Here is a 23,992-nt window from a genome sequence, read left to right as displayed (position 1 = left end):
ACTTTGATTAGAGTAGCGGTATGGCCGAGACAATGATCCCTCTCCTCCCCTGCCATGAGCTCGACGAGACCCTCGATTTCTACCGGGCCGTCGGCTTCGAGGTGACCTTCTACCAGAAGGCGCCCAACGCGTTCGCCGTGGTGCGACGCGACGACATGGAGCTGCAGTTCTTCCGCCTCAAGGGCTACGACCCGCAGACCTCCTACAGCACCTGCTACATCGTGACCGACCGCGTGGACGCCCTCCACGAGGCCTTCCGCACCGGGCTCAAGGAGACCCTCGGGCGGATACCGACCCGTGGCCTGCCCCGGATCGGGACCGTGCGCGACATGAGCTACGGCGTCCGGCAGTTCCTGATGTCGGACCCGGCCGGCAACTGCGTACGCATCGGGCAGCCCATCGCCGAGTCCTTCGAGCACGCGCCCGTACCGAAGGAGAGGTACGCGCGCGCCCTGCACCAGGCCATCCTCCTCGGCGAGTCCAAGCAGGATCACGCCGCCGCCCTGCGCATCATCGACCACGCCCTCGCCGCCGACGGCACCCCCACCCCCGACCAGCTGCGGGAGCTGCACGCCCTGCGGGCGGAGATGGCCGCACAGCTCGACGGCCCCTGACCGCCGGCCCCTAGCCCCAGCTCTCGCCGCGCTCCAGGGCCACCAGCTCGAAGGCGGTCTTGCCGTCGAGGGTCTCGCGGATGATGTCGGCGTGGCCCGAGTGCCGGGACATCTCGGTGATCAGGCGCAGCAGCACCCACCGCATCGACACGTCCTCCTTCGGGAACCACGGCTCGTCCGGAAGCGCGAACGTCTCGTCGAGCGTGGCCCGGGAGCGGATGAACTCCTCGGTACGCTCGGCGACTTGGCGCCAGTACGCGAGCGCGGAGTCGACCGTCTCCCCTTCGATCAGGCGGAAGCACTCGTCCCAGTTCGCCTCGGTGCGCTCGACGGCGGGGCCGACACCCATGGCCCGCGAGATCCAGCTCTCCTCGACCTCCGCGACATGCTTGAGCAGCCCGGAGAGCGAGAGTTCACTGGCGCTCGGCTTCGTGGCCGCCTGCTCGTCGGTCAGGCCGATCAGGGCCCGCCGGATGCCGCCGCGCTCCGCCTCGAGGAAGGCGAGCAGGGCGCCGCGCTCGTCGCCGGGGGCTTCTGCGTTGACGTGGGTGACCATGGGGTCCGCCTCTCTTGGCGCCTCTTGGAGAGCCAGTTGCAGCCTGCCGGGCTTTCCGACACCACGCACGTTACGGACCCTTGCGGTCAGGTTCTGTCCGCAAGGGTCCGGGAGTGGCCCGAATGTTTTTTTGTCCCCAGGGGGTGGCTCAGAAGGGGAACTGCGAGCGCCCGTGCTGCACCGAGATCCACTTCTGCGTCGTGAACGCCTCCACCGTCGAGTCGCCGTTCAGGCGGCCGACGCCCGAGGCCTTCTCGCCGCCGAAGGGCACGATCGGCTCGTCGTGCACGGTGCCGTCGTTCACGTGGAACATGCCGCTGTTGACCCGCCGCGCGAACCGCACGCCGCGCTCGACGTCGGCGGTGTGGACGGCGCCGCTGAGCCCGTACGGGGAGTCGTTGGCGATGCGTACGGCCTCTTCCTCGCCGTCGAAGGGCACGAGCAAGGCCACCGGGCCGAAGATCTCCTGCTGCAGGGCGGGAGAGTCGGCCGGCAGGTCCGTCAGGACGGTGGGCGCCACCAGATTGCCCTCGGTGCGGCCGTGCAGCAGCGCCTTCGCGCCCGCCGCCACGGTCTGGTCGACGAGCTTCGTCACCGCTTCCGCCTGCGAGGAGTTGATCAGCGGGCCGATGTGGGTCGCCGGGTCCGCGGGGTCGCCCACCTTCAGCGATGCGACCTTCGTGACGAACTTGTCGGTGAACTCCGCCTGCAGCGACCGGTCCACGAGGATGCGGTTGGCGGCCATGCAGACCTGGCCCTGGTGCACGAAGCGGCTGAAGACGGCCGCGTCGACGGCGTAGTCGACGTCCGCGTCGTCCAGGACGACCAGCGCGCTGTTGCCGCCGAGTTCCAGGATGGAGCGCTTGAAGTGCGAGGCGCAGACCGTGGCGACATGGCGGCCCACGCGGTCCGAGCCGGTGAAGGAGATGACGCTCGGCACCGGGTGCTCGATGAACGCGTCGTTGATCTCGGCGATGTCGGTGATGACCACGTTCAGCACGCCGGGCGGCAGGCCCGCGTCCTCGAACACCTTGGCGAGGAGGCTGCCGCCCGTCACCGGGGCGTTCTGGTGGGGCTTGAGCACCACCGCGTTACCGAGGGCCAGGGCGGGGGCGACGGTTTTGGTAGAGAGCAGCAGCGGGAAGTTGAACGGGCTGATGGCACCGATCACACCCACCGGCTCGCGGTAGAGGCGGTTCTCCTTGCCCTCGCCGGGCGACGGCAGGATGCGGCCCTGGGGCAGCAGCGCGAAGTTCACGGCCTCGCGCAGGAACTCCTTGGTGAGGTGGAGCTCGAAGGCGGCCTTGAGCCGGGTGCCGCCCAGCTCGGCGACTATCGCCTCGGATATCTCGTCCTCGCGGTCCTCGATGATGCGCAGGGCACGATCGAAGACCGCCCGCCGGGCGTAGGGGCTGGTCGCGCCCCACTCCTTCTGCGCGCGCTCGGCCGCCCGGTAGGCCTGGTCCACCTCGTCGGCCGTCGCCACGGTGATCGACGCCAGCTTCTCCCCGTCGTACGGATTGAAGTCGATGATGTCCCAGGAACCGGAACCGGCCTTCCACTCACCGTCGATGTACTGGTGAGCCAGGTCAGTGAAGAAGGACATGAGACCCCTTGCCGCAGACAGACGATGCAGACAGACGGTGCGAGCAGACGGCGCGGGCACCTGATTTCACGTCATCGTACTGACCGGTCACGTCAGTTGGAGCAGACCTCGGAGAAGATCGCGACTATCGGCCGGATTCGGGCTGTCGCTCTGCAGCTCGCCCACCACCCGCTCGTACTGGCCGACTTCCTCTGGCTTGTCGAGGTACAGGGCTCCCGTCAGCTGTTCCACGTACACGACGTCCGAGAGGTCCGATTCCGGGAAGCGCAGCATGGTGAACGCTCCGCTCTCGCCCGAGTGCCCACCGAAACTGAACGGCATGACCTGGAGAGTGACATTCGGCCGTTCGGAAATGTCGATCAGATGCTGAAGCTGACCCCGCATCACTTCCCGGTCCCCGTAGGGGCGTCGGAGCGCCGCCTCGTCGAGCACGCAGTGGAAGCGAGGGGCGCGCTCGGAGATGAGGAGTTTCTGGCGTTCGAGGCGCAGGGCGACGCGGCGCTCGATGTCGGCCTTGCTCGCGCCCTTCATGCCGCGCGCGACGACCGCGTGGGCGTACGCCTCGGTCTGCAGCAGGCCGTTGACGAACTGGACCTCGTAGACGCGGATGAGCGACGCGGCGCCTTCGAGACCCACGTACGTCTGGAACCAGCCCGGCAGGACGTCCGAGTAACTGTGCCACCAGCCCGCGAGGTTGGCCTCCTTGGCGAGCGAGAGCAGCGCGACGCGCTCGGCCTCGTCGGTGACGCCGTACAGCGTCAACAGGTCCTCGACGTCCCTGGACTTGAAGCTCACCCGTCCCAACTCCATGCGGCTGATCTTCGATTCGGAGGCTCGGATCGAGTAGCCGGCCGCTTCACGGGTGATGCCGCGCGATTCCCTCAGGCGCCTGAGTTGCGAGCCAAGGAGCATGCGCCGTACGACCGAGCCGCTCGACTCCCCTGCGGTCACTTCGCTCAATCCTCCCCATCACTTGGAAGCCAGCAGTCTGCCATTAAACGCTTCAGGCCGTACTCGTTCGGTTACAGAAACGGAAAGCCTTCGGAAGTCCTCCACAAGAAGTCGTAGGAAGAAATGGGCAAGAAGTGGCACGGGATCGACCAAGTCCGGCGCGTGCACGTGCATCTGCCCTTGCATCTGCTGTACGCATTCGGAACCATGGTCCGCGCGCCACCAGTTGTTCACCGTCGCACCGAGCTGTACCGATGCGTCGAGGCGCCGCTGTACCGACCGCACCACCGCTCCATCGCTATGTACCGCGAAACCGGGGAGTGCCTCGCATGGGGACGAATGGATCGACCATGCTCGAGCCGTTACGGCAGGGCCTTCCCCCACTCGACCCCTCAGCCGTCTCCAGCGCCGCGTCCTGCTCGCTGCCCGCCCGCTACGAAGCGGTCGGCAGCGCACGGCAGTTCACCCGCAAGACGCTGTGTCAGTGGGAGCTGGAAGAGCGCTTCGACGACATCGCCCTCGTCGTCTCCGAACTCGTCACCAACGCCCTCAGACACGCGCTGCCCTCGGACACCCCGCGCGACCACGGCCCGCCGGTGCGGCTGCACCTGATGCGCTGGACCTCACGCCTGGTGTGCGCGGTGCGCGACCCCAGCGACGACAGCCCGGTCGCCCGCGAGGCCGACGACGACTTCTCGGCCGAGTCCGGCCGCGGCCTGTTCCTGGTGGACTCGTTCAGCGACAGCTGGGGCTGGCACCCGCTCGCGGGCGCGCTGCGGGGCAAGGTCGTGTGGGCGCTGTTCCAGCTCGCCTAGCGGGCGGGCGGCGGCCGACGCGGGCACGCCCGCGATTCAGTGGCGTGAACGCCATTCAGCGACGGGACTAACCACCTATCAGGTGGTCGAACTCCCCGTCCTTCATCCCGAGCAGCATGGCCTCTATCTCGGCGCGCGTGTAGACCAGCGCCGGCCCCTCGGGAAAGCGCGAGTTCCGCATGGCGACATCGCCGCCCGGCAGCTTCGCGAACTCCACGCAGGCCCCCTGCGAGTTGCTGTGTCTGCTCTTCTGCCAGACCACCCCATGAAGCTCCGTGGCGGCCATGCCGTTATACACGTGATGCACAGTCGCTCCCCGGTGGTGCAGTGCCTGGTGTGGCTCTAGATCGCTCTAGATGCAGTGGTCAACTGTCCCGGATCATAGCTGTGTTCACATGCTGATGCATGGGCAGATGCACGTGCACGCGGGGTGCTCTCTTGATTACAGCTCTGTCAGCACCTCGACGGCACCTGCCCAACTCGCCCCACGCCATGCGAACACCGTTCTAGGTAAAGACGCACGGCGTGCCCTTCCTGTTCCAACGTTTACGCAACAGCCTCCTGGCGGTGCGGTTCAGCGGGCCGGGCCGCAGGCGGCAGGGCCGTCTCCCACGCGTTCCTCATACCTCCAGGAGAGTGTCGAAAGCGGGAGGCAGGTGTTTCCAGGCGGCGCGCCCGGCGGCGTACTCCTCATCCGTGAGAAGGCAGGACTCCAGCACCTCTTCGAGCGCCTCGCGGTCCAGGCCGGGCGACACGAAGACCAGGTGCTGGCAGCAGTCGCCGTGCTCGGGATGCCAGTCGAGCGCGGCGGCGGCCCGCCGCACCGGCGGCACCATCTCCCACGCGGCGTCGGGCAACGAGGCCAGCCACGGCCCCGCGCTCTCCACGCACAGCGCGCCGCCCGCCGCGTCCCAGCCGAGCAGCGTGTCCGGGTGGTCGGCGAGCCAGAACCGGCCCCGGCTGCGGGCCGCCGCGCAGGTCAGATCCTCCAGCGCCTGGTAGAGCCGCTCCGGATGGAAGGGCCGGTCCCGGTGCCATACGAGGGTGGCGACCCCCGCTTCGTCGGCGTCGGTCGGCAGCAGCGCGCAGGACGGATGCTGGGCCGCGGCCGCCGCCTCCACGTCGAATCCGGCGAGCGCGGCACCCGCCAGGTCCCCATGACCGCTGATCGGGACCTGACGGGCGGTCGGGTGGAGCTGGGCGAGGAGCGCGCGGTCCTCGTCGTCGGCCTCCGGAGAGTCCGCGACGGCGAGCACCGGTGCGTACTCCAGCTGGCGGGCCCAGGTGTCGGCGACCGTGCGCTGATCCGTGGCCGCCGCGGCGAGCCCGGCCTCCATCAGGTCGTCGCCGTTGCCGAGGTAGGGCAGCAAGAGCGCCGGGTCGACGGCAGTGATCACACCGGTCAGCCGCAGGCCCGCGCGCGCGTCTGCGTGTGCCGTTGCTTGTGCGTGCGACGTGATCACTTCGGCCATCGCCTTGGGCTCGACCGAGTCCCACAGCTCGACGACCGCGAGCCGAGTGAGACCGGAGGCAGCGAGCCGTTCGAGCTCGGGCACCAGGTCCTCGCGCAGGGCGCAGCACGCACAGTCGTCGACCAGGGGCGTCTCACCGGAGGAAAGCACTCCGCCGACGTCGCGCACGGTGCGTACGACGGTGCCGTGCACGGCGGTCGCCAGGTCGTGGTGGAGCGCGACGCTGCCCGGCACGGTGGCCAGTAGCCGCTCGACGGCTGCCTTGCGGGCGTCGGAGTGCAGCCCGCCGACGATGGCGATGTCCATGGCCGCCGTCCGGTCGGCGGGGTTCACCGGATCCACGGGATTCACCGCGCACCGAACCGGCGCTCGAAGCGCTCCACACGGCCCGCGGTGTCCAGGACCTTGGCCGTGCCCGTGTAGAAGGGGTGGCTCGCGGAGGAGACCTCGACGTCGATGACGGGATAGGTGCGCCCGTCCTCCCACTCGACCGTCTTCTCGCTGGTCGCGGTGGAGCCGGTCAGGAAGGCGAAGCCGGCGGACTTGTCGCGGAAGACGACGGGACCGTACGGCGGGTGGATGTCCTTGCGCATGGCGGTCAGCGCTCCTCTCGGAAATCGACGTGGCGCCCGACGACCGGGTCGTACTTGCGCAGCGTCATGCGGTCGGGGTCGTTACGACGGTTCCTGCGGGTCACGTACGTGTAGCCGGTTCCGGCCGTGGACCGGAGCTTGATGATCGGGCGGAGTTCGTTGCGAGCCATGGCGCTAGTGTATGAAAATGAATCCCGTTTTCAAAACGGTTCCGCAGGGGATCGCTGTTCGCTTCCCCACGACCGAGAGGTGCGTCACCATGTCCGCCCACTGCCAGCTGACCGGCGCCACGCCGGGCTTCGGCAACCAGATCTCCCATTCGCACCGGCGCACGTCACGCCGCTTCGACCTCAACGTCCAGCGCAAGCGCTACTGGCTGCCGAGCGAGGGCCGCCACGTACGGCTGCGGCTCAGCGCCAAGGGCATCAAGACCGTCGACTCCATCGGCATCGAGGCCGCCGTCGCCAGGATCCGTGCGCGCGGGGTGAGGGTCTGATGGCCAAGAAGAGCAAGATCGCGAAGAACGAGAAGCGGCGCGAGATCGTCGCGCGGTACGCCGTGCGCCGGGCCGAGCTGAAGGAGACCCTGCGCAGGCCTTCGACCGGCGAGGCTGAACGCCGCGCTGCCCAGGCCGAGTTGGCGCGCCAGCCGCGGGACGCGAGTGCGACGCGCGTACGCAACAGGGACAGCGTCGATGGCCGCCCGCGCGGATACGTCGGCAAGTTCGGCCTCTCCAGGGTGAAACTGCGTGACCAAGCGCACGCCGGATTTCTCCCCGGGGTGCGCAAGTCGTCCTGGTAGCTTGGCGCGCGGTTCATCGGCTCGGTTGAGCGTCACGTACGCAGGTACGCAGGTACGCAGGTACGCAGGTACGCAGGTACGCCATGTAGGGGGAACTCAGTGCGCACGCACGTCCGGAACGTACGTATCGGCGCCGCGGCGGCGGGTCTTGTCGCCGCCCTTGTCCTGACCGGTTGCAGCAGTGACGGCGGCGACGGTGGGGATGAGGGCAAGGACAAGGGCAAGGGCTCGGCGGGGTCCTCCGCGGGGGCCGACGGCTCCACGCCGGACGAGGGTGCGGATGCGGGCGCGGGTGATGCGGGCTCCGGTTCCGAGGACGGCGGTTCCGAGGGCAGTTGGGTCGCCACCGCCGACGGGAACCCGCTGGCGCTGGTCATCGCCGGGAAGCAGGCGACGCTGCTCGGGGAGAACGTCCTGTGCAGCGGGACCGCGGCCGGTGACGCGATCAAGCTGAAGTGCGCCAAGGGCGACTCGAAGCGAACCGAGGGCACGGTCGAGTCGGTCAACGGGACGTCGATGACGGTCTCTTGGCAGGGCGCGGGCCAGGACCAGTTCACCAGGACCAAGGGCGGAAAGCTGCCGGAGGGGTTGCCGACGGCGGGGCTTCCTCAGTCATAGGTACTGGTGCGACGCGGTCAGCGGGCCGTGGGACCTTGTTCGGGGTCCCGCGGCCCGCTGTCTGTTTTGGTCGCGTCCGATGAGGCCGCGTCCGACGTGGTCGCGTCCGAGCCGTCCACCAGCATGGGCGGCGGGGCTGTGTCCAGGGCGTCAGACAGTTCGTCGAGGGTCGCGAGGAGGAGCCCCGCTCCCCTGCGGACGACCCGGTCGGGGACGCCCTCGCCGTCCCACTCGCCGAGGGCCTCGCGCACGGCCTCCCACTTCGGCACGCGACGCTCGCGCACGGCCTTCGCGCCGTCCTCGGTCGCCTTGCGCAGGGCTTGCGCGAGGCGTTCGGCCGCGGGGACGGGGGTGGCGTCGCGGTCCGGGAGGTGGGCCTCCATCAGCATGGCCACGCGGCCGAGTTGGGCGAGGGTGTCCTCGGCGTCGGCGGCCGCGGCGCGGGAGAGGCCGCGATGGCGTACCGGCTCGTTCTTGGCGCGGGCGGCGGCTTCCTGCCAGGCGATACGGGCGTCGCGGGCGGCCAGCAGCGCCTCGCGGACGTCCGGGCACGAGCTGCCGGCGGGGTCGGCGTAGCGGCTGACGACGGCTGCGGCGTAACGGCCGTCCGCGATCAGCCAGTCGGCGAGGCGGTTGCGCAGGCGCGGGGTCTCCCAGGCCGGATACACGGCGTACGCGATCATCGCGAGGACGCCGCCGAGGAGCGTGAGCACGACGCGTTCCGGCACGGTCTGCGTCCACTGCTCGCCGCCCATGCCGAGCAGGAAGACGACGTACGCGGCGACGCAGGCCTGGGCGGCGACCTGGCCGGTGCGCATCAGGAGGTACATCATCCCGGCGCAGAGCACGGCGAGCGCCGCGGAGAGTCCCGTGTCGGGGTGCGCCAGCTGCACCACGCCCGTGGCCAGCGCGACCCCCACGAGCGTGCCGCCGAACCGGGCCACCGCGCGGGAGTACGTCTGCGAAAAGTCCGGCCGCATGATCATCACGGAGGCCATGGGCGCCCAGTAGCCGTGCCCCAGGGGCAGCCAGGTACCGAGGAGATACCCCGCGGCGGCCACTCCGGTGACGCGAATCGCGTGACGGGTAACGGGCGATTCGTGCCGACGCCGAAGCTCGGCCCTCATGGCGCGAAGGGCGGCGGGGAGGAGGGCGGGGAAGGTGGGGCGGAGGAGGGGGGTGGGGGTTGGGGGTGGGGGTGGGGTTGGGGTCGGGGTTGGGGCCTGGGTTGAGGTCGGGGGCGGGGACTGGGTCGGGGACGAGGTCGGGTCCGTGGACGCGGACGGATCCGTGGACGCGGACGGATCCGTGGACGCGGTCGGGGGCGCGGACGAGGACGGGGCCGAGGTCGAGCCCGGGGCCGAGGACGCGGACGCGGACGGGTCCGGGGTCGCGGACGAGGTCGGGGACGAGGACGAGGTCGCAGACGGGGCCGAGGTCGAGCCCGGGGCCGAGGACGGAGTCGCGGACGCGGCCGGAGACGAGGACGGGGCCGCGGTCGCGGACGGATCCGTGGACGCGGACGGATCCGGGGACGCGGACGAGGTCGCAGACGGGGCCAAGGTCGAACTCGGGACCGAGGACGGAGTCGCGGACGCGGACGCGGCCTGGGACGAGGACGAGGCCGTAGACGAGGACGAGGAGGACGGGGACGAGGACGAGGTCGCGGACGGGGACGAGCCCGGGGACGCGGGCGGGGTCGAGCCCGGGGACGGGGGCGGGGTCGCGGGTGGGGTCGCTGGTGGGGGTTTGGTGGGGGGTTTGCCTGCGGTTTCGAGCACGTCGCGGAGGAGTGCGGAGAGGCGTTTTGCCGCTCGTTGCGCCGGGCCGGTGAGGATCGTGCCGGTGTCCGGGGTCCGCAGGGTGGCCACGGCCTCGGGTGGGATCTTCACCGGCTCGCCCTGCCGGATCGCCTTGGCCGCCGCGTCCAGGATCGCGCCGGCCGCGGCCAGGATCTCGCGTACGCGGTCGCGTTCGGGACCCTCTTCCGGTACCCCCACCGCGGGGTCGGCCAGCGAGGCGAGCACCGGGCGGATGCGTTCCGCGACGCCGCGGGCGCCGTGGAGTTCGGCGGGGCGGGTGCGGGCCTGGCGCGGGGTGATGGTCGCCGCGTCGCGGGCCGCCATCAGGGGCTCCGGATCGAAGTCGGCGTGGGGGTCGTGGCGCAGGCGGCGGGCGTAATCGGCCTCGGCCGCGAGGGCGTCGGCGAGGGCGTCCCGCTGGGCGCCCCACCTGCGTACGGGGAAGAGAACCACGAGGGCGGCCTGTACCGCGCCGCCCACCACCATCATCGCGGCGTGGCCGGCCGCGGCGGCGATGGAGCCGGGGAGGGTGACCGTGACCAGCATGATCGCGACGTTGGACGAGGCGATGATGCCGATGGTCGGGCCCGCGGCCCAGCTCAGGCCCGAGAGGAAGGTCCAGAGGGAGAGGAGGGCGAGGAAGAGGAGGAGGTGGGAGCCGGTGAGGTAGCCGAGGAAGGTGGATACGGCGAGGCTCGTGCCGGAGGCCAGGGCGAGTTCCGGGCGGGGGCGCCAGCTGCGCTGGAAGGTGGCGATGGCGGCCTGGAAGGCGCCGAAGGCCGAGCTCGCGGCCACGGCCGGTCCGAAGAGGGTGAGGCTCAGGCCGATGACGACGGCGAGACCGGCCGCGCCACGCAGCGCGATCAGAGGCTCAAGCCGCTTCCGCTCGACGGTCAGCCCCGAGCGGCTGGTCTCCTTCAGCGCTCGAAGCCAGGTCACTCTGTGATGATACGGGGGATTTGGGGTGGTGTGGGAGGGGCGCCCGCGCCCGTCCCCGGGGGCCTGTTCGTCCAGGTGCTGCTGCGGGGCAAACGGGCGGGTGGGCGGGAAAGGCTTGTTCGCTCAGGTGGCACCGCGGGGCAAACGGGTGGGTGGGCGGGAAAGGCTTGTTCGTTCAGGTAGCGCCCCGGGCACCGGACGCCTGGGAGAGGCCCGCTCGTGCAGGAGGCACCGCCGGGCACCGGACGCGTGAGAAAGGCCCGCTCGGCCAAGAGGCACCGCCGGGCAACCGGAACGCTAGCGCTAGCGAAGCCGCGCCCGCCCAGGACCCACCGCCGCCGCGTCCGCCGCAGCCGCCCCCTGCTCCCAGCCCTCCCGATCCACAGCACCCCGTACCCGGGTAGTCGTGGTCTGAGGAAACATCCGCTCCGCGCGAGACGTGACGGCCACGTCCCTCGCGGCGAGGACGGGCAGCAGCTCGCCCGCATCCGGCGACCCCGCGGTCACGTCCTCCGCGGCCTCGGCCAGCCGCGCGCCGAGCCGGTTCGCGTACGCGAGGAGGAACGCCTGACGGAACGTCTTCGTACGCTTCCGGCCGCCCGCCCGCTGCCCCGCCTCCGCCTTCGTCATCGCCGCCGTCCCCTGTACGAGGAGGGAGGTGTGGAGGAGTTCGACCGCCTCCAGATCGGGCTCGAAGCCGACGACGGTCGAGAAGCCGTACGCCTCGTTCCACACCGCACGGCAACGGTTCGCCGTGGCCACCGCGTCCAGGAGGATCGCCTTCGCCGTCTCGTACGGGGCATCGACGCCGATGCGACAGGCGCCCGGAGTGTCCTTGGCGTGGGTGCGGGAAGCAAGCAGGGCCTCGTCGATGGTGTGCCGGGCCATGAGTTCCTGCGCCTTGGCGGTGAGCGCCTCCGCCTCCTCGGGAAACCCGGTGGCCTCGGCCTTCGCGAGCAGGGCGCGGATACGGGTGAGGATGCGGGGCTCCTCGTACCCGGGCGGCGGGGGCGCGTGGAGCGGCGTGCCAGGAGCCGGACCGACGGGCTCGATCACCGGGAGGCGCAGGAGGAGCCGATACAGGGCAAGGGTGACGGTGGCCTGCGAAAAGCGGTCCAGCTTCGGACCGGCGGCCGGGGACGGACGGCCAGAGCGGGGTCCGGTTGAGGACGAGCGACCCGACTTCGAGCCTTTCGAGGACGACCCGTCCGACTTCGCGCCCGCCGGGGACGCCCCCGCCCCGGAAAAAACGTGGCCACCGTACTGAAGGCTGAGCTCAGACAGTTGCGCGTGCCAGCGAGGCGGCAGCGTATCGCCGTACCGCCTGGTCTCCGTGGTGATCAGTTCGGCGGCCAGCTGGGTCAGGTGCGCGCGGTCGACGCCGTGGGGGACGTCGTCCTGCGCGCGGCCGACCATGCGTATGACGTCCGCCGGCTGCCAGCCCCGCTCCCACGCCCGGCGCACCAGCTCCTCGCCCCTGCGCCACAGCTCCGCGTCGGCCTCGGCGACGGCCGCAAGGAGGGACGCACCAGTGTCGAGCCCCTCGCCCCCGTCCCCGTCCCGGTACCCATCCCCGCCGCCGTACCCGTACCCGTACCCGCCCCCGTAAAGCGCCGCCGCGAACGCCTTGTCGATCACCTCTGTCGCCTCGGCCACCGGATCATCCATACGTCAAGGGTATGGCTGGCCCTACCCCCAGGACGCCCCCCAGTGGTCGTGCCCGGCGGGGCCGTGGGCGATTGGGTTGGGGCATGACCTCAACTGCCGTACGGCTCACCGCCGTCCGCCGCCACTACCGTGACGTGACCGCCCTCGACGGCGTCGACCTCGCGATACGTGCCGGTACCTTCACCGCGATCATGGGCCCTTCCGGCTCCGGCAAGTCGACGCTGCTGCAGTGTGCCGCCGGGCTCGACCGGCCGACGTCCGGGACGGTCGAGGTGGGCGGCACGGAGCTGACGGGGCTGAGCGAACGGCGGCTGACCCTGCTGCGAAGGGACCGCATCGGCTTCGTCTTCCAGTCCTTCAACCTCCTGCCGTCGCTGACCGCCGCGCAGAACGTCGCCCTGCCGCTACGGCTCGCGGGCCGCAAACCCTCACGCACGGAGGTGGGGGACGCGCTAGGCCGGGTGGGCCTCTCCGATCGTGCCCGGCATCGCCCGGGAGAGCTTTCGGGCGGGCAGCAGCAGCGGGTGGCGCTGGCGCGAGCGCTCGTCACCCGCCCCGCCGTCCTGTTCGGCGACGAGCCGACCGGCGCTCTCGACACGACGACCAGCCGTGAAGTGCTCGCCCTGTTGCGGGAGTTGGTGGAGAGGGAAGGACAGACGACCGTGATGGTGACGCACGACCCCGTGGCGGCGTCGTACGCGGACCGGGTGGTGTTCCTGGTGGACGGCCAGGTGGCCGACGAGGTGCTCGCACCCGATGCGGGAGAAGTGGCCCGGCGGATGGCGGGGCTCGAGGCGAGCGGGGGTAAGGGTGAAGGTGGGGGTACGGGTGCGAGCTGCGGGCTGGCCCTCCATGGGCGCACGGGTGCCGCGATCGCGGGTGGTCGGTGATGTTCTTCGCCTCCCTCCGCAGCCGATGGGTCGGCCTTCTGGGTGCTTTTGTCGCGGTTGCGCTGGGCGTGGCCCTGATCGCCGCGATGGGGCTCGGCCTTGCCTCGACGTTCAGCGCGCCGGAGCGGCAACCGGTGCGGTTCGCCGCGTCTCCCGTGGTCGTCATGGGTCAGGACACCCTGACCGTGCCGGTACGACGCGGCCCGGACATCACCCACGTATCGAAGCCGCTCGCTCATCCACACCCTGTGGATATCGAACTGCTGCGCGACCTTCGGAGCCTCGGGCCGGTACGTCTGGACGGGGCGAAAAGGGACGCGGTGGGGGTGAATGCCCCGGTCGGGAAGGTGCGGGACGTCGTCGGGGACCGGGCGCGCGTCCTGACCGGGGGTGAGCGGCGGCTCGCCGATCCGGGGCCGGGCCGGGACGCGGAGGCCCTGGTGGCGGTGAACTCGTTCCTCGGGACGGCGGGCGGTGTGTCCGCGTTCGTGTCTGTTTTCGTCACGGCGTCCACCTTCTCCTTCGTCGTGGCGCTGCGGCGGCGGGAGTTCGGGCTGCTGCGGATGGCCGGAGCGACACCGGGGCAGGTACGCAGGACGGTGCTCGCGGAGGCGCTGGCGGTCGGAGTCCTGGCCTCCGGGGCCGGGTGCGTGCTGGGAGCCTGGGGCGCGCCGGTGCTCGCCGGGGCCCTGGTGGACGCGGAGATCGCTCCGGAGTGGTTCGGGATCGGCGGGGCGGTGTGGCCGTACCATCTCGCGTTCTGGGTCGGGGTGTCGGTGGCCTTCTCCGGGGCGTGGATCGCGTCGCGGCGTGCGGGTCGCGTGGGTCCCGTGGAGGCGCTGCGGGACGCGTCCGTCGACACCGGGGTCATGCCGTGGAGCCGCCGCGTCGTGGGGGGCGCACTGCTGGCGGCGGGGCTCGGTCTGCTGGGCTGGACGCTGTGGAGCGATCCGTCCGCGTTGCTGAAGCGGAAGACGTACACGACCCAGCCGATGATCCTGATCACCGCGCTCGCCGCGCTCACTCCTCTTCTCGTACGTCCTGTCCTGCGCGCCGTCCGCCTCCCCGGCGCGATCGGCCTCCTGGTCCGCGAGAACTCCGCGGCCTCCGTGCGCCGTACCGCGGCCGTCGCCGCGCCCGTCCTGGTGACGGTGGCTCTCGCGGGCTCGCTGCTCGGCTCGGCGGAGACGGCGGGCGAGGCGAGGGCGGCGGAGGCGCGGGAGCGGACCGGGGCCGAACTGGTGCTGACGGGAGAGGACTTGAGGAAGCGGGAGCCGCTACTGGGGAGGACCGAGGGCGTGGCGGTGGCCGCGTCGTCCGCTTCCACGGCCGTGTTCGTACGGGAGGAAGGCACGGCGCTCATCCGGTCGGAGGCACGGGCCGTGCGCGACCCTGCCGCGTTCGCCTCGGTCTCGCGGCTTCCGGTGGTGGCGGGGGACGTACGCGACCTCGACGACCGGTCGATCGTCGTCAACGAGGAGTGGGAGCGGCGGCGGGTGGGCGAGCGGGTCGACGTCTGGCTCGGGGACGGCAGGCCCGCGCGGCTGCGAATCGTGGCGGTGCTCGCGCGGGGCACGGGGGACAACGGTGCGTACGTCACGTCGGCGAACGCGGGAGCCGGCGCGGCCGTGGACCGCGTCGACGTGCGGCTACGGGACGGGGCGGACCCGGCTGCGGTGGCGGGGGCGCTGCGGGAGCGGGGCGGGGGCGAGCTCCGGGTCCGCACGGCGGAGGAATGGCTGACGGACACGCACCCGGCGACGAAGCCGCAGACACGGCTGGGGCTGCTGATGCTGCTGGGCATCGCGTTGATCTACACGGCGATCTCCCTGGCGGGAACCCTGCTGATGGCGACGTCGGCACGGGGCCCTGAACTGCACTCGCTCCGGATGGCGGGGGCCACGCGGACGCAGGTACGGCTGGTCGTAGCCGGAGAGTCCCTGCTGGCGGTGACGGTCGGCACGACCTTGGGCCTGGCGGTGACCTTGCTCAACCTGGGCACACTGAGCGCGGGCCTCACACGCCTGTCGGCCCCTGCCGGCGTGTCGATGCCCTGGGAGATGGCGGGGATGGCCGCGGGGGTCTGCGCGGTGGTGGGAGTGGGGGCGGGGGTGGTGGGGGTGCGGCGGCGGGGGTGAGGGCCCTTTGGCACTCCGGGGCGCGCATGCCGGGGCACGCGCATGGCACCCACCGGCCTCCCCGCATTGTCAGTGCCTGCTGAGAGACTCGGCCACATGACCGAAAGGTGGGCCATCGCCGCCACCGAGGCCGGTGGCGCCGAGCTCGCCCCCCTCGGGGACGACGGCCTGCCCGCGGGGCCGGTGCGGCAGGAGCGGGATCTTGTTGCGGCCGTGCGCGCCAGGCCCGACGTGAGCCGGTGGGTCTGGCGTTCCACCGCCGAGATCTATCCCGCGCTGCTCGCAGCGGGCGTCCGGGTGAACCGGTGTTACGACATCGAGGACGCCGAGCTCCTTCTCCTCGGTCACGAGGGCCGCCTCGGCGAGCCCCGCTCGGCCGCTGCCGCCTGGGCCCGGCTGCACAACGCCCCGGTGCCGGCCGACCCTCCCCCCAGAGCGGCCTCCCCCGGCGCCCAGGACTCCCTCTTCGAGCCGTCCCCCGTCAGCACCCCGCTCCCCTTCGAGGCCCTCCTGGAGGTGTATGCCGACCAGCAGCGAAGACACGAGGCCGCCGAGCACCCCGGCAGGATGCGGCTGCTCACGGCGGCCGAGTCGGCCGGCCTGCTGGTGGCCGCCGAGATGAACGTGGCGGGCCTGCCCTGGCGCGCCGACGTCCACCACGCCCTGCTCACCGAACTCCTCGGCGAGCGCTATGCGGGCGGCGGCAGGAACGCGGGCGCGGCCGAACCGCGCCGCCTAGCCGAGCTGGCGGACGAGATCTCCGCCGCCTTCGGCCGACGCGTACGCCCCGACCTGCCGAACGACGTCATCAAGGCCTTCGCCCAGGCCGGCATCAGGATCAAGTCCACCCGCCGCTGGGAGTTGGAAGAGATCGACCACCCGGCGGTGCGGCCCCTCGTCGAGTACAAGAAGCTGTACCGGATCTGGACGGCGCACGGCTGGAGCTGGCTCCAGGACTGGGTGCGCGACGGCCGCTTCCGGCCCGAGTACACGCCGGGCGGCACCGTCAGCGGACGCTGGACGACCAACGGGGGCGGCGCGCTGCAGATCCCCAAGATCATCCGGCGCGCGGTCGTCGCCGACCCCGGCTGGCGGCTGGTCGTCGCCGACGCCGACCAGATGGAACCGCGGGTCCTCGCCGCGATCTCCCGCGACCGGGGCCTGATGGAGGTGGCCGGCAGCCACGAGGACCTCTACACACGCCTGTCCGACCGCGCGTTCTCCGGCGACCGCGACCACGCCAAGATCGCACTCCTGGGTGCCGTGTACGGACAGACGTCGGGCGACGGCCTGAAGAACCTGGCGGCACTGCGCCGCAGGTTTCCCGCCGCGGTCGCGTACGTCGACGACGCGGCGAAGGCGGGCGAGGAGGGCCGCCTCGTACGGACCTGGCTGGGGCGCACGAGCCCGCCGGCGGCCGGTGCGGGGGACTTCGACGAGGCGGGCATCCCGCAGGACGCCCCCGCCGAATCCCCGTCCCAGGACGGCGAGTTCACCCCGGGGTACGCGTCGAGCAACACCCGTGCCCGCGGCCGCTTCACCCGTAACTTCGTCGTCCAGGGCAGCGCCGCCGACTGGGCCCTGCTGATGCTGGCCGCGCTGCGTCAGTCCATCGCCGCGGCCGGTCTCCGCGCCGAGCTGGTCTTCTTCCAGCACGACGAGGTCATCGTGCACTGCCCGCAGGAGGAGGCCGAGAAGGTCACGGCGGCGATCCGCGCGGCCGGGGACCTGGCGGGGCGCATCACGTTCGGCGAGACTCCGGTGCGTTTCCCGTTCACCGTCGCGGTGGTGGAGTGCTACGCGGACGCGAAGTAGCCCTGCGCTCGGGCGGGTTCCGGCGAGGCGGCAGATTCAGCTGAGCAGACAGGTGTAGGCGAGGAGGCAGGTCCCGGCGCGGCGGTGGTGCAGGCGAGCAGGCAGGTGCAGGCGAGGCGGCAGGTGCAGGCGCGCAGGCAGGTCCCGGCGAGGCGGCAGGTTCAGGCGAGGCGGCAGTTCAGGTCTCTGGCGAGCCCGCCAGCAGCCCCTTCAGCTCCCCGACCACCTCGCTGCTGTCCGTGCCGTCCAGCGCCGCGAGCGCCGACTTCCATTGCGCGTACGCCTCTTCCGCACGCCCCTCCGCGTACAGCAGCAGCCCCCACTGGTGGCGGGCAAGACCCGCCATGTGGGCGTCGGCCCGCTGCTCCGCGCGTTCCAGCAGGTCCGCGCACTCGCGCCCCGCGTCCCGCGTGCGGGACACCTCGCGCAGGGCGCGGACCATCCCGAGGCGCACCTTGGACTCGTTGTGCCAGTCCTCGGCCTCGCCGTGGAGGCGCAGGCTCTCCTCGAAGTGCCCGAGCGCCACGTCCGGTTCGCCGAGGACGAGGTGGGCCTTGCCCATGTCGCAGTGCAGCTCCTGGCGCAGGCCCACATGCCCGAGGGTCTCGCCGATCGCGAGGCTCCGCTCGTAGTACGAGATCGCGGCGCGTGCGTCGGTGTGCTCGTAGACGTTGCCCAGGGTGCTGAGGGCGAACGCCTCGCTCAGCGGGTCGTCCACGGCCTTCGCGAGCTCCAGGCTGTGGCGCAACGCCTCGGCCGACTCCTCGTATCGGCCGAGCGCTTCGAGGAGGAGCCCGCGGTTGATGACGCCGCGATGGACGCACGACGTGCGGCCGAGCGAGCGCCACAGGTCGAGGGCCTCGTCGATCAGGTCGAGGGCCGTGCCGCTGCGGCCCGACACGTAGCTGAGCCCCGCGAGGTCGGTGAGGGCCTGGGCCTCGGCCGCCGTGTCCTGCCGACGGCGGGCCGCGGTCACCGAGAGGCGGTTGAGGAGGTCGGCCTCGGCGAGGCGGCCACGGCGCTTGAGGTACGAGAAGAAGCAGCGGACCAGTACGGGCAGGAGGGCGGAGTCGCGGCCGTGGCGGTCGGCGAGGGCGATGACGTTGGCGAGTTCGGTGTCGCCCCAGGCGAAGGCGTCATCGGTGGACATCGGCGGCACGGCCGGTACGGGACGGCCGTCGGCGGTGTGCCGGGGCAGCAGCCGTTCGGGCAGCTCCCCGAGCCGGTCGTCGCGGTCGAGCCCCTCCGGCATGATCGCGAGCAGGGTCTGCCGCGCCGACGCCGCGTACCACCGCAGGGCCATGTCCACGACGTCCGCGGCCCGCGCCTCGTCCTGATGGGCGGCCTCCCGCGCGAAGTCGCGTACGAGGTCGTGCGGGGCGTAGCGGCCGTAGGCCGTCTCGTCGAGGAGCGCGACGTCGACGAGCCGGTCGAGTGCGGCCCCCGCGCGCCACTCCTCCACGCCCAGCAGGCGTGCCACGAGTGGGACTCCGTACGCCGGGAGGTCGAGCGCGCCGATCGCGGCGAGGGCGGCGGCCGCGTCCCGGTCGGACGCGCGCTCCGACGTACGCAGCGCGTCCAGGGCCACGGCCAACGAGCGCCGGACGCTCAGGTCGTCGTGCTCCAGGTGATGCAGCCGCCCGCCGCTGACGGTGAGGAGTTCGGCGAGGGCGTCGGGGGTGAGGGCGCGGCGGGCCGCGAGGCGGGCCGCGATGATCCGCAGGGCCAGCGGGAGGCGGCCCGCGAGCTCGACCAGGGGGTGCCCCTCGTCGAGCCCCGCGCGCCCGGAGACGGCGCGCAGCAGGGCGACGCTGTCCCCCTCGGAGAGCGGTTCCAGCGGAAAACGTCCCGCTCCGTCGAGCGCGGTGAGCGGCGAACGACTGGTGACGATGACCGCGCAGCCGGGCCCCGCGGGCAGCAGCGGCCGCACCTGCGCGGCGGTCGCGGCGTCGTCGAGGACCACCAGGGTGCGGGTGGGCGCGAGCAGCGAACGGAGCAACGCGGCTGCCGCGTCCGGGTGTTCGGGACTGTGACTCGCATCGACGCCGAGGTCCCGGAGCAGGGCGGCGAGTGCCTGGCTCGGCGTGAGGGGCGTCATGCCGGGGGTGGCCCCACGCAGATTGATGTAGAGCTGCCCATCGGGAAACCGCGCACGCAGCCGGTGCGCCACATGCAGAGCGAGCGCACTTTTCCCCACTCCGGCCATGCCGGAGAGGACGGCTACGGGTGGGGTGGGGGGCGTGGGGGCGCCTCCGTCGACCTTGTCTTCGCTGCTGCCGTTGCCCTCGTTCAGCCCGGCGAGCAGGTGCGCCAGCGTGCGTACGAGCGCCTCGCGTCCGGTGAAGTGGGGTGGCGCCGGCGGGAGCTGGGCCGGACGCGCGTGCGGGGAGGTGCGGAGGGGGGAAGTGGGTGCGGGGATGGCGTCGGCAGAGGCGGCATCGGCGGAGCCGGTGTGGGGCACCGGTACGGAGACGCGCGCGACCTCAGCCTTGACCGTTGGGGCACCCGGGGAGACGGCAGCGCCCACACCGCCCGAGCCGCTCGCCGCACCCGTGGCTCCCGCAACTCCCGGAACTTCGGTGACTCCCGGAGCTCCCACATCTCCCGGAACTTCGGTGACTCCCGGAGCTTCCGCAACTCTCGGAACTTCCGCAGCTCCCGGAACTTGCATGACTCCCGCGGCAGCAACGGCCCCCGCAGGCCCCCGCAAAACCTCCCGGTGCGCGTCCCGTACCGAGGCGCCGGGTTCCACGCCCAGTTCCTCCACCAGCCTGCGCCGCAGCTCTCGATGGACGGCCAGGGCTTCGGCCTGACGGCCCGTGCGGTGCAGCGCCAGCATCAGCTGACGGTGGAAGGCCTCCCGCAGCGGATGCTCGGCGACCAGCTCCGCGAGCTCCGGCACGAGCCCTCCGCCACCACCCCCGGACGCGAGCTCCGCGTCGTACCGCAGTTCGAGGGCGAGGAGCCGCGCCTCCTCCAGGCGCGGCACGAGCGCGTGCCCCGCCGCATCCGCGGGCACCCCGCCCAGCGGAGTACCCCGCCACAGCCCGAGCGCGCCGGACGCGGCCTCCGCGCAACCGTCCCAGTCACGTTCCGCGTGCGCGCCCCGCGCGCGTGCGACCAGTTGTTCGAAGACCCGTACGTCCAGCTCCCCGTCGGCCACCCGCAGCCGGTACCCCGGGGGCACCGCCCGCAGCCGGCCCGGGTCGTCCAGGAGCCGGCGCAGCCGCGTCACGTGGTTCTGCAACGAGGCGTGTGCGGACGCGGGCGGGGCGCCGCCCCACAGCGCGTCCTTGAGGGCGTCGACGGACACCACCCGGCCCGGTTCGAGCAGCAGCGCGGCCAGCAGGGCGCGGCCCTTGGCGCTCTGTACCGGCTGTGGCTCGCCCTTGGCGTCGTACACGGCAGGCGCGCCCAGGAGCCCGAACCGCAACCCGTCGCACCGCACGTCCACGCCATCTCCCGCCAACCGTTGGCCACATGTTAGCGATCGGTTGGCGGACCCTGATGGGATCAGAACATCGGGCCCGGCCCCGCCGGTACTCGCGCTCAGCGCGTAACTCGGGGGAGTGTCACCGTTGCGGTCGGGCCCGCTCGGGTTCTGCGAGGCGCTCTTAACTTCCTGACGGGGTCAGGGAGTTAAGACGCCCGCGGAACGAGAGCGGCCGCACGCGCGTCACCGGCCCCACGCGGGGCACACGGACGCACGGGCTTCGGGCCCACGGACGCACGGACTTCGGCCCACGCTCCGGCCATCGGCCCCACGCTCCGGCCACCGGATACCGGCACCAGTTGCTCACGGATCACCCACGATTCGCTCACGTGGGCCATCGCCCCGCCCCTCCGCCACCGCGGCCGCTTCCGCAGCCCCCACCGTCCGTCCGCCATTACGACGACTCCGACGGCTCCACCGGGTCAAAGGAGTCCCCCGACTCCGACGACTCCGCCAACTCCGCCGCCTCCGACGGCACCCGCACCGTGAACACCGCCCCCTCCCCCGGCGTACTGCGCACCGTCACCGTCCCGCCGTGCCCCTCCACCAGCTGCCGGACGATGGCGAGGCCGAGCCCGCTGCCGCCCGTGGACCGCGTACGCGACTTGTCCGCGCGCCAGAAGCGGTCGAAGACGTGCGGCAGGTCTTCGGGATCGATGCCGGTACCGGTGTCGGCGACCTCCACCACCACCGCGTCGGCCGTGGCGCGGCAGTCGATCGTGACGCTGCCACCGTCCGGGGTGTGCCGGATCGCGTTGGAGACGAGGTTGCCGATGGCCTGGCGGAGCCGCAGCGGATCGGCGGTGAAGCAGGGATCGCCGGTCGTCGTCGCGCGCAGCCGTACGCCCGCCGCCTCCGCACCCGCCTGGTGCGCAGCCGCGACCTGGTCCACGACGTCGGAGGCGTGCACGGGCTCGCGGTGCAGCCGGAGGGTACCGGCGTCGGCGGCGGCGAGATCCTGCAGGTCGTTGACGATGTGCTGGAGCAGCACGGCCTCTTCGAGGAGCGAGGAGACCAGCTCCGGGTCGGTGGCGACGACGCCGTCCTCGGCCGCCTCCAGCCAGCCGCGGATGTTGGACAACGGCGTACGCAGCTCATGCGCGACGTCGCTCACCATGGCCTGGCGCTGATCCTCCAGGGCCTTGCGGTGGTCCTCGAGGGCCTTGCGGTGGGCGGCCATGTCGTTGAAGGCGTCGGCGAGTTGGCGGATCTCTCCCGCCGACCCGGCCGAGCGCGCGTTGACGGGTTCGGCCGCCTCGCCGGTCTTCATCCGCTGCGTCGCGGTGGTCAGCGCCCGCAGCGGGCGGGTCAGCCGGCTCGCGGCGAACGCGGTCACGGCGACGGTCACGGCGAGGATGGCCGCGGAGAGGCCCGCGAGCCGGGTGGTGTTGGCCCGGGAGAGGCTGAACCCCGAGGTCTCGCCCGCGCGGGCCGCCGCGGTGCGCGAACCGTCGGACGAGGTCACGAAGAGGAGCGCGGGCGCGGACACGTACGGTCCGAGCTGCTCGCGGCGGGCGCTGCCCAGACAGGCGGCGGCCTTGGCGTCGGCCACGCGGGTGCCGTCCATGGGGTCGGCGGGGACGGCCGGCCCGGTGGGGGTACGGCGGGCGGCGGGGTCGCCGGACTCGGGGCTGTCCGACTCACGGCCGCCCGGCTCGCGACCGCCCGGCTCGGTGGGGGTGGACTTGGGGGCGGGCGTGTGACTGTCCGCAGGGCTGGGGGTGGCGCGCCCCTCCATCCTCAACCCCGGCTCCGTACGCACGCCCGACTCGACCGGCGGACCCACGACACCCGGGGCGGGGCCGGCCCCTCCCTCCGTCCGCCGCCAGGTGAGATCGAGCTCGACCGCGACGGGCGGCTGCGAGCCGCGCCGCAGACACGCGTTGGTGAGCTCGTTGAGCCGCTTGAGGGCCTTGCTCTCCGTGCGAGTGGGGACGACGAGCCTCGTGTCGTTGCAGGTGAAGTCCAGAAAGCGATTCGGGTCGTTGGCGGCCTCGATGCGCGGACGCCCGCCGGGCCCCTGGACGGACCGGGCGACGACCCCGAAGTCGTGCATGCAGCCGACGACACCGGCGGCCACCTTCGCCAACTCGTCCCGCTCCCGCTCCGAGAGCCGGAAGGGACCGACCGCACGCGGATCGATGCGGTCGACCCCCGCGGTGTCCTCGCCCCCACTCCCCTCACCTGCATCACCTGCCTCGCCTGCATCACCTGTGGTCAGCGCCCCGTCGACGGCGAGCGGATCGACGACGGCCGAGGCCTTGGAGGGCAGCTCGGCACCGGCGCGGCTCCCGTCAGTTCTCCGCGAGTCGGCGATGACGACACGGTCCTGCGTGGTCAGGGTGATACGCCGCCCGGTCTGCCGGGCCAGCTCCCGCACGGTCTTCTCGGCGCCCTGCCACCCGGGCGCGCTCGCCGCGAGGCCCAGCAACTCGTCGTACACACGCGCGTCGTCGGCGAGCACCTGCCCCTGTTCCTGCCGGATGGCGCCGGACGTGGTCTGCGCGGCGAGCCAGGCGGTGGCGGCGATCGACACGACCGACACGAGCACGGAGACGGCGAGCAGCCGAGGCAACAGGCTCTTGCGGAACGGTATGTCACGCGCCACGACGCGCCGCCGCCCCGAGGGGCGCCCCGGGGGCCGCGCCGAAAGCCGCACCCGTGAGCTTGTAGCCGACGCCGAAGACCGTCACGAGATGGCGCGGCCTACGCGGATCGACCTCGATCTTCTTGCGCAGATTCAGTACGTGTACGTCGACGGTGCGCACCGATATGTACCCCGACGACCCATGAATACGATCGAGCAGCTGGGGCCGCGTGAACACCCGCTCCGGCTCCGCGGCCAGCGCCGCGAGCAGCTCGAACTCCCCCGGGGTGCACTCGACGAGCCGCCCGTCGACGGTCACCTCGTGCCGCACCGGGTCGACGGTGAGCCCACCGACACGCAGCACGCGCGGCACGGCCTCGCCGCCCTCGACGACGGGATGGTGCGTGCCCTGGGAACGCCGGAGCAGCGTACGTACGCGGGCCATCAGCTCGCGGGGGCTGTACGGCTTCGTCAGATAGTCGTCGGCGCCGAGATCGAGGCCGAGCAGCAGATCGTCCTCGGTGGACCGGGCGGTAAGCATCAGAATCGGAATCCCGGGGGTGGGGGCGGGCGTGGACGCCGGGGTCGTGGAACGGGTCGAGTCGGCGGGCATCCGGTGCCGGGCGATCCCGCT

The 23,992-nt window shown here is 72.1% G+C and carries 20 protein-coding genes; 8 read left to right on the top strand and 12 right to left on the bottom strand.

Annotation, left to right across the window (positions count from 1 at the left end; genetic code table 11):
* Positions 1-20 precede the first annotated feature (20 nt).
* Entirely contained in the window at positions 21-614 is a 594-nt protein-coding gene (locus AB0M70_RS33605; protein WP_365826063.1) for a VOC family protein, read from the top strand.
* A 10-nt stretch (positions 615-624) separates the two neighbouring features.
* On the opposite strand, the gene AB0M70_RS33600 is transcribed toward AB0M70_RS33605, so the two are convergent.
* From AB0M70_RS33600 to AB0M70_RS33590, 3 genes are all read right to left on the bottom strand, one after another.
* Positions 625-1,170, bottom strand: a complete 546-nt coding sequence (locus AB0M70_RS33600) for a DinB family protein (protein WP_365826061.1) — start codon at positions 1,168-1,170, stop codon at positions 625-627.
* 148 nt (positions 1,171-1,318) lie between these two features.
* Positions 1,319-2,776: an aldehyde dehydrogenase family protein gene (locus AB0M70_RS33595; protein ID WP_365826059.1), complete on the bottom strand. Its 1,458-nt coding sequence runs from the start codon at positions 2,774-2,776 to the stop codon at positions 1,319-1,321.
* Between the two features lie 87 nt (positions 2,777-2,863).
* Complete coding sequence (locus tag AB0M70_RS33590; RefSeq protein ID WP_365826057.1) at positions 2,864-3,727, bottom strand: helix-turn-helix transcriptional regulator; 864 nt, start codon at positions 3,725-3,727, stop codon at positions 2,864-2,866.
* 329 nt (positions 3,728-4,056) lie between these two features.
* Between AB0M70_RS33590 and AB0M70_RS33585 the strand changes: the two genes are divergently transcribed.
* Positions 4,057-4,542 (top strand): ATP-binding protein, encoded by a 486-nt coding sequence (locus AB0M70_RS33585; protein ID WP_365826055.1) that lies wholly within the window; start codon positions 4,057-4,059, stop codon positions 4,540-4,542.
* A 67-nt stretch (positions 4,543-4,609) separates the two neighbouring features.
* On the opposite strand, the gene AB0M70_RS33580 is transcribed toward AB0M70_RS33585, so the two are convergent.
* The 4 genes from AB0M70_RS33580 to rpmG all read right to left on the bottom strand — a co-directional run bounded on the left by AB0M70_RS33580 (position 4,610) and on the right by rpmG (position 6,777).
* On the bottom strand, positions 4,610-4,849 hold the full coding sequence (locus tag AB0M70_RS33580) for a DUF397 domain-containing protein (protein ID WP_363210578.1): 240 nt from the start codon (positions 4,847-4,849) through the stop codon (positions 4,610-4,612).
* Positions 4,850-5,162: 313 nt separating this feature from the next.
* Positions 5,163-6,320: a GTP-binding protein gene (locus AB0M70_RS33575; RefSeq protein WP_365826211.1), complete on the bottom strand. Its 1,158-nt coding sequence runs from the start codon at positions 6,318-6,320 to the stop codon at positions 5,163-5,165.
* Between the two features lie 41 nt (positions 6,321-6,361).
* On the bottom strand, positions 6,362-6,607 hold the full coding sequence (locus tag AB0M70_RS33570; RefSeq protein WP_365826052.1) for a type B 50S ribosomal protein L31: 246 nt from the start codon (positions 6,605-6,607) through the stop codon (positions 6,362-6,364).
* Positions 6,608-6,612: 5 nt separating this feature from the next.
* Entirely contained in the window at positions 6,613-6,777 is a 165-nt protein-coding gene (gene rpmG / locus AB0M70_RS33565) for a 50S ribosomal protein L33 (protein WP_365826050.1), read from the bottom strand.
* Positions 6,778-6,866: 89 nt separating this feature from the next.
* Here rpmG and rpmB point away from each other — a divergent pair, with 89 nt between their 5' ends.
* The 3 genes from rpmB to AB0M70_RS33550 all read left to right on the top strand — a co-directional run bounded on the left by rpmB (position 6,867) and on the right by AB0M70_RS33550 (position 8,026).
* A complete protein-coding gene (gene rpmB, locus AB0M70_RS33560; protein ID WP_365826048.1) occupies positions 6,867-7,103 on the top strand; it encodes a 50S ribosomal protein L28 in 237 nt (78 codons plus the stop codon).
* On the top strand, positions 7,103-7,408 hold the full coding sequence (gene rpsN / locus AB0M70_RS33555) for a 30S ribosomal protein S14 (protein WP_365826046.1): 306 nt from the start codon (positions 7,103-7,105) through the stop codon (positions 7,406-7,408). Before rpmB ends, rpsN begins: the two co-directional genes overlap by 1 nt.
* Positions 7,409-7,507: 99 nt before the next feature.
* Positions 7,508-8,026, top strand: coding sequence for a hypothetical protein (locus AB0M70_RS33550; RefSeq protein WP_365826044.1), 519 nt, complete (start codon positions 7,508-7,510; stop codon positions 8,024-8,026).
* Between the two features lie 17 nt (positions 8,027-8,043).
* Here AB0M70_RS33550 and AB0M70_RS33545 read toward each other — a convergent pair whose 3' ends face one another.
* Together AB0M70_RS33545 and AB0M70_RS33540 are read right to left on the bottom strand one after the other, a co-directional pair.
* Entirely contained in the window at positions 8,044-10,767 is a 2,724-nt protein-coding gene (locus tag AB0M70_RS33545; RefSeq protein ID WP_365826042.1) for an FUSC family protein, read from the bottom strand.
* 303 nt (positions 10,768-11,070) lie between these two features.
* Positions 11,071-12,435, bottom strand: a complete 1,365-nt coding sequence (locus tag AB0M70_RS33540; protein WP_365826040.1) for a DUF2786 domain-containing protein — start codon at positions 12,433-12,435, stop codon at positions 11,071-11,073.
* Positions 12,436-12,518: 83 nt separating this feature from the next.
* Between AB0M70_RS33540 and AB0M70_RS33535 the strand changes: the two genes are divergently transcribed.
* The 3 genes from AB0M70_RS33535 (at position 12,519) to AB0M70_RS33525 (ending at position 17,278) form a co-directional block, all read left to right on the top strand.
* Positions 12,519-13,325 carry an ABC transporter ATP-binding protein gene (locus AB0M70_RS33535; RefSeq protein WP_365826038.1) on the top strand — a complete coding sequence of 269 codons (807 nt, stop codon included), beginning with the start codon at positions 12,519-12,521 and terminating at the stop codon, positions 13,323-13,325.
* A complete protein-coding gene (locus tag AB0M70_RS33530; RefSeq protein WP_365826036.1) occupies positions 13,325-15,463 on the top strand; it encodes an ABC transporter permease in 2,139 nt (712 codons plus the stop codon). Before AB0M70_RS33535 ends, AB0M70_RS33530 begins: the two co-directional genes overlap by 1 nt.
* Positions 15,464-15,559: 96 nt before the next feature.
* The gene (locus AB0M70_RS33525) at positions 15,560-17,278 is read left to right on the top strand and encodes a bifunctional 3'-5' exonuclease/DNA polymerase (protein WP_365826034.1); all 1,719 of its coding nucleotides are present in this window, start codon (positions 15,560-15,562) and stop codon (positions 17,276-17,278) included.
* 178 nt (positions 17,279-17,456) lie between these two features.
* Here the strand turns inward: AB0M70_RS33525 and AB0M70_RS33520 are convergent, their stop codons facing one another.
* The 3 genes from AB0M70_RS33520 to AB0M70_RS33510 all read right to left on the bottom strand — a co-directional run.
* Complete coding sequence (locus AB0M70_RS33520; RefSeq protein WP_365826032.1) at positions 17,457-20,732, bottom strand: BTAD domain-containing putative transcriptional regulator; 3,276 nt, start codon at positions 20,730-20,732, stop codon at positions 17,457-17,459.
* A gap of 433 nt (positions 20,733-21,165) precedes the next feature.
* Positions 21,166-23,379 (bottom strand): ATP-binding protein, encoded by a 2,214-nt coding sequence (locus tag AB0M70_RS33515; protein WP_365826030.1) that lies wholly within the window; start codon positions 23,377-23,379, stop codon positions 21,166-21,168.
* The coding region (locus AB0M70_RS33510) for a response regulator transcription factor (protein ID WP_365826028.1) at positions 23,369-23,992 on the bottom strand (624 nt) is incomplete at its 5' end. The genes AB0M70_RS33510 and AB0M70_RS33515, both read right to left, overlap by 11 nt.

This window comes from Streptomyces sp. NPDC051214 (assembly GCF_040682375.1).
Taxonomy (GTDB): domain Bacteria; phylum Actinomycetota; class Actinomycetes; order Streptomycetales; family Streptomycetaceae; genus Streptomyces.
The sequence above is the reverse complement of the archived record's forward strand: the minus strand, read 5'-3'. Positions and strand labels throughout refer to the sequence as shown.

Excerpts from the sequence above, each read along its gene's own strand:
- AB0M70_RS33605 (WP_365826063.1), top strand. The coding sequence starts at position 21 with ATGGCCGAGACAATGATCCCTCTCCTCCCCTGCCATGAGCTCGACGAG.
- AB0M70_RS33600 (WP_365826061.1), bottom strand. The coding sequence starts at position 1,170 with ATGGTCACCCACGTCAACGCAGAAGCCCCCGGCGACGAGCGCGGCGCC.
- AB0M70_RS33595 (WP_365826059.1), bottom strand. The coding sequence starts at position 2,776 with ATGTCCTTCTTCACTGACCTGGCTCACCAGTACATCGACGGTGAGTGG.
- AB0M70_RS33585 (WP_365826055.1), top strand. The coding sequence starts at position 4,057 with ATGGGGACGAATGGATCGACCATGCTCGAGCCGTTACGGCAGGGCCTT.
- AB0M70_RS33575 (WP_365826211.1), bottom strand. The coding sequence starts at position 6,320 with ATGGACATCGCCATCGTCGGCGGGCTGCACTCCGACGCCCGCAAGGCA.
- AB0M70_RS33570 (WP_365826052.1), bottom strand. The coding sequence starts at position 6,607 with ATGCGCAAGGACATCCACCCGCCGTACGGTCCCGTCGTCTTCCGCGAC.
- rpmG (WP_365826050.1), bottom strand. The coding sequence starts at position 6,777 with ATGGCTCGCAACGAACTCCGCCCGATCATCAAGCTCCGGTCCACGGCC.
- rpmB (WP_365826048.1), top strand. The coding sequence starts at position 6,867 with ATGTCCGCCCACTGCCAGCTGACCGGCGCCACGCCGGGCTTCGGCAAC.
- rpsN (WP_365826046.1), top strand. The coding sequence starts at position 7,103 with ATGGCCAAGAAGAGCAAGATCGCGAAGAACGAGAAGCGGCGCGAGATC.
- AB0M70_RS33540 (WP_365826040.1), bottom strand. The coding sequence starts at position 12,435 with ATGGATGATCCGGTGGCCGAGGCGACAGAGGTGATCGACAAGGCGTTC.
- AB0M70_RS33535 (WP_365826038.1), top strand. The coding sequence starts at position 12,519 with ATGACCTCAACTGCCGTACGGCTCACCGCCGTCCGCCGCCACTACCGT.
- AB0M70_RS33530 (WP_365826036.1), top strand. The coding sequence starts at position 13,325 with ATGTTCTTCGCCTCCCTCCGCAGCCGATGGGTCGGCCTTCTGGGTGCT.
- AB0M70_RS33525 (WP_365826034.1), top strand. The coding sequence starts at position 15,560 with ATGACCGAAAGGTGGGCCATCGCCGCCACCGAGGCCGGTGGCGCCGAG.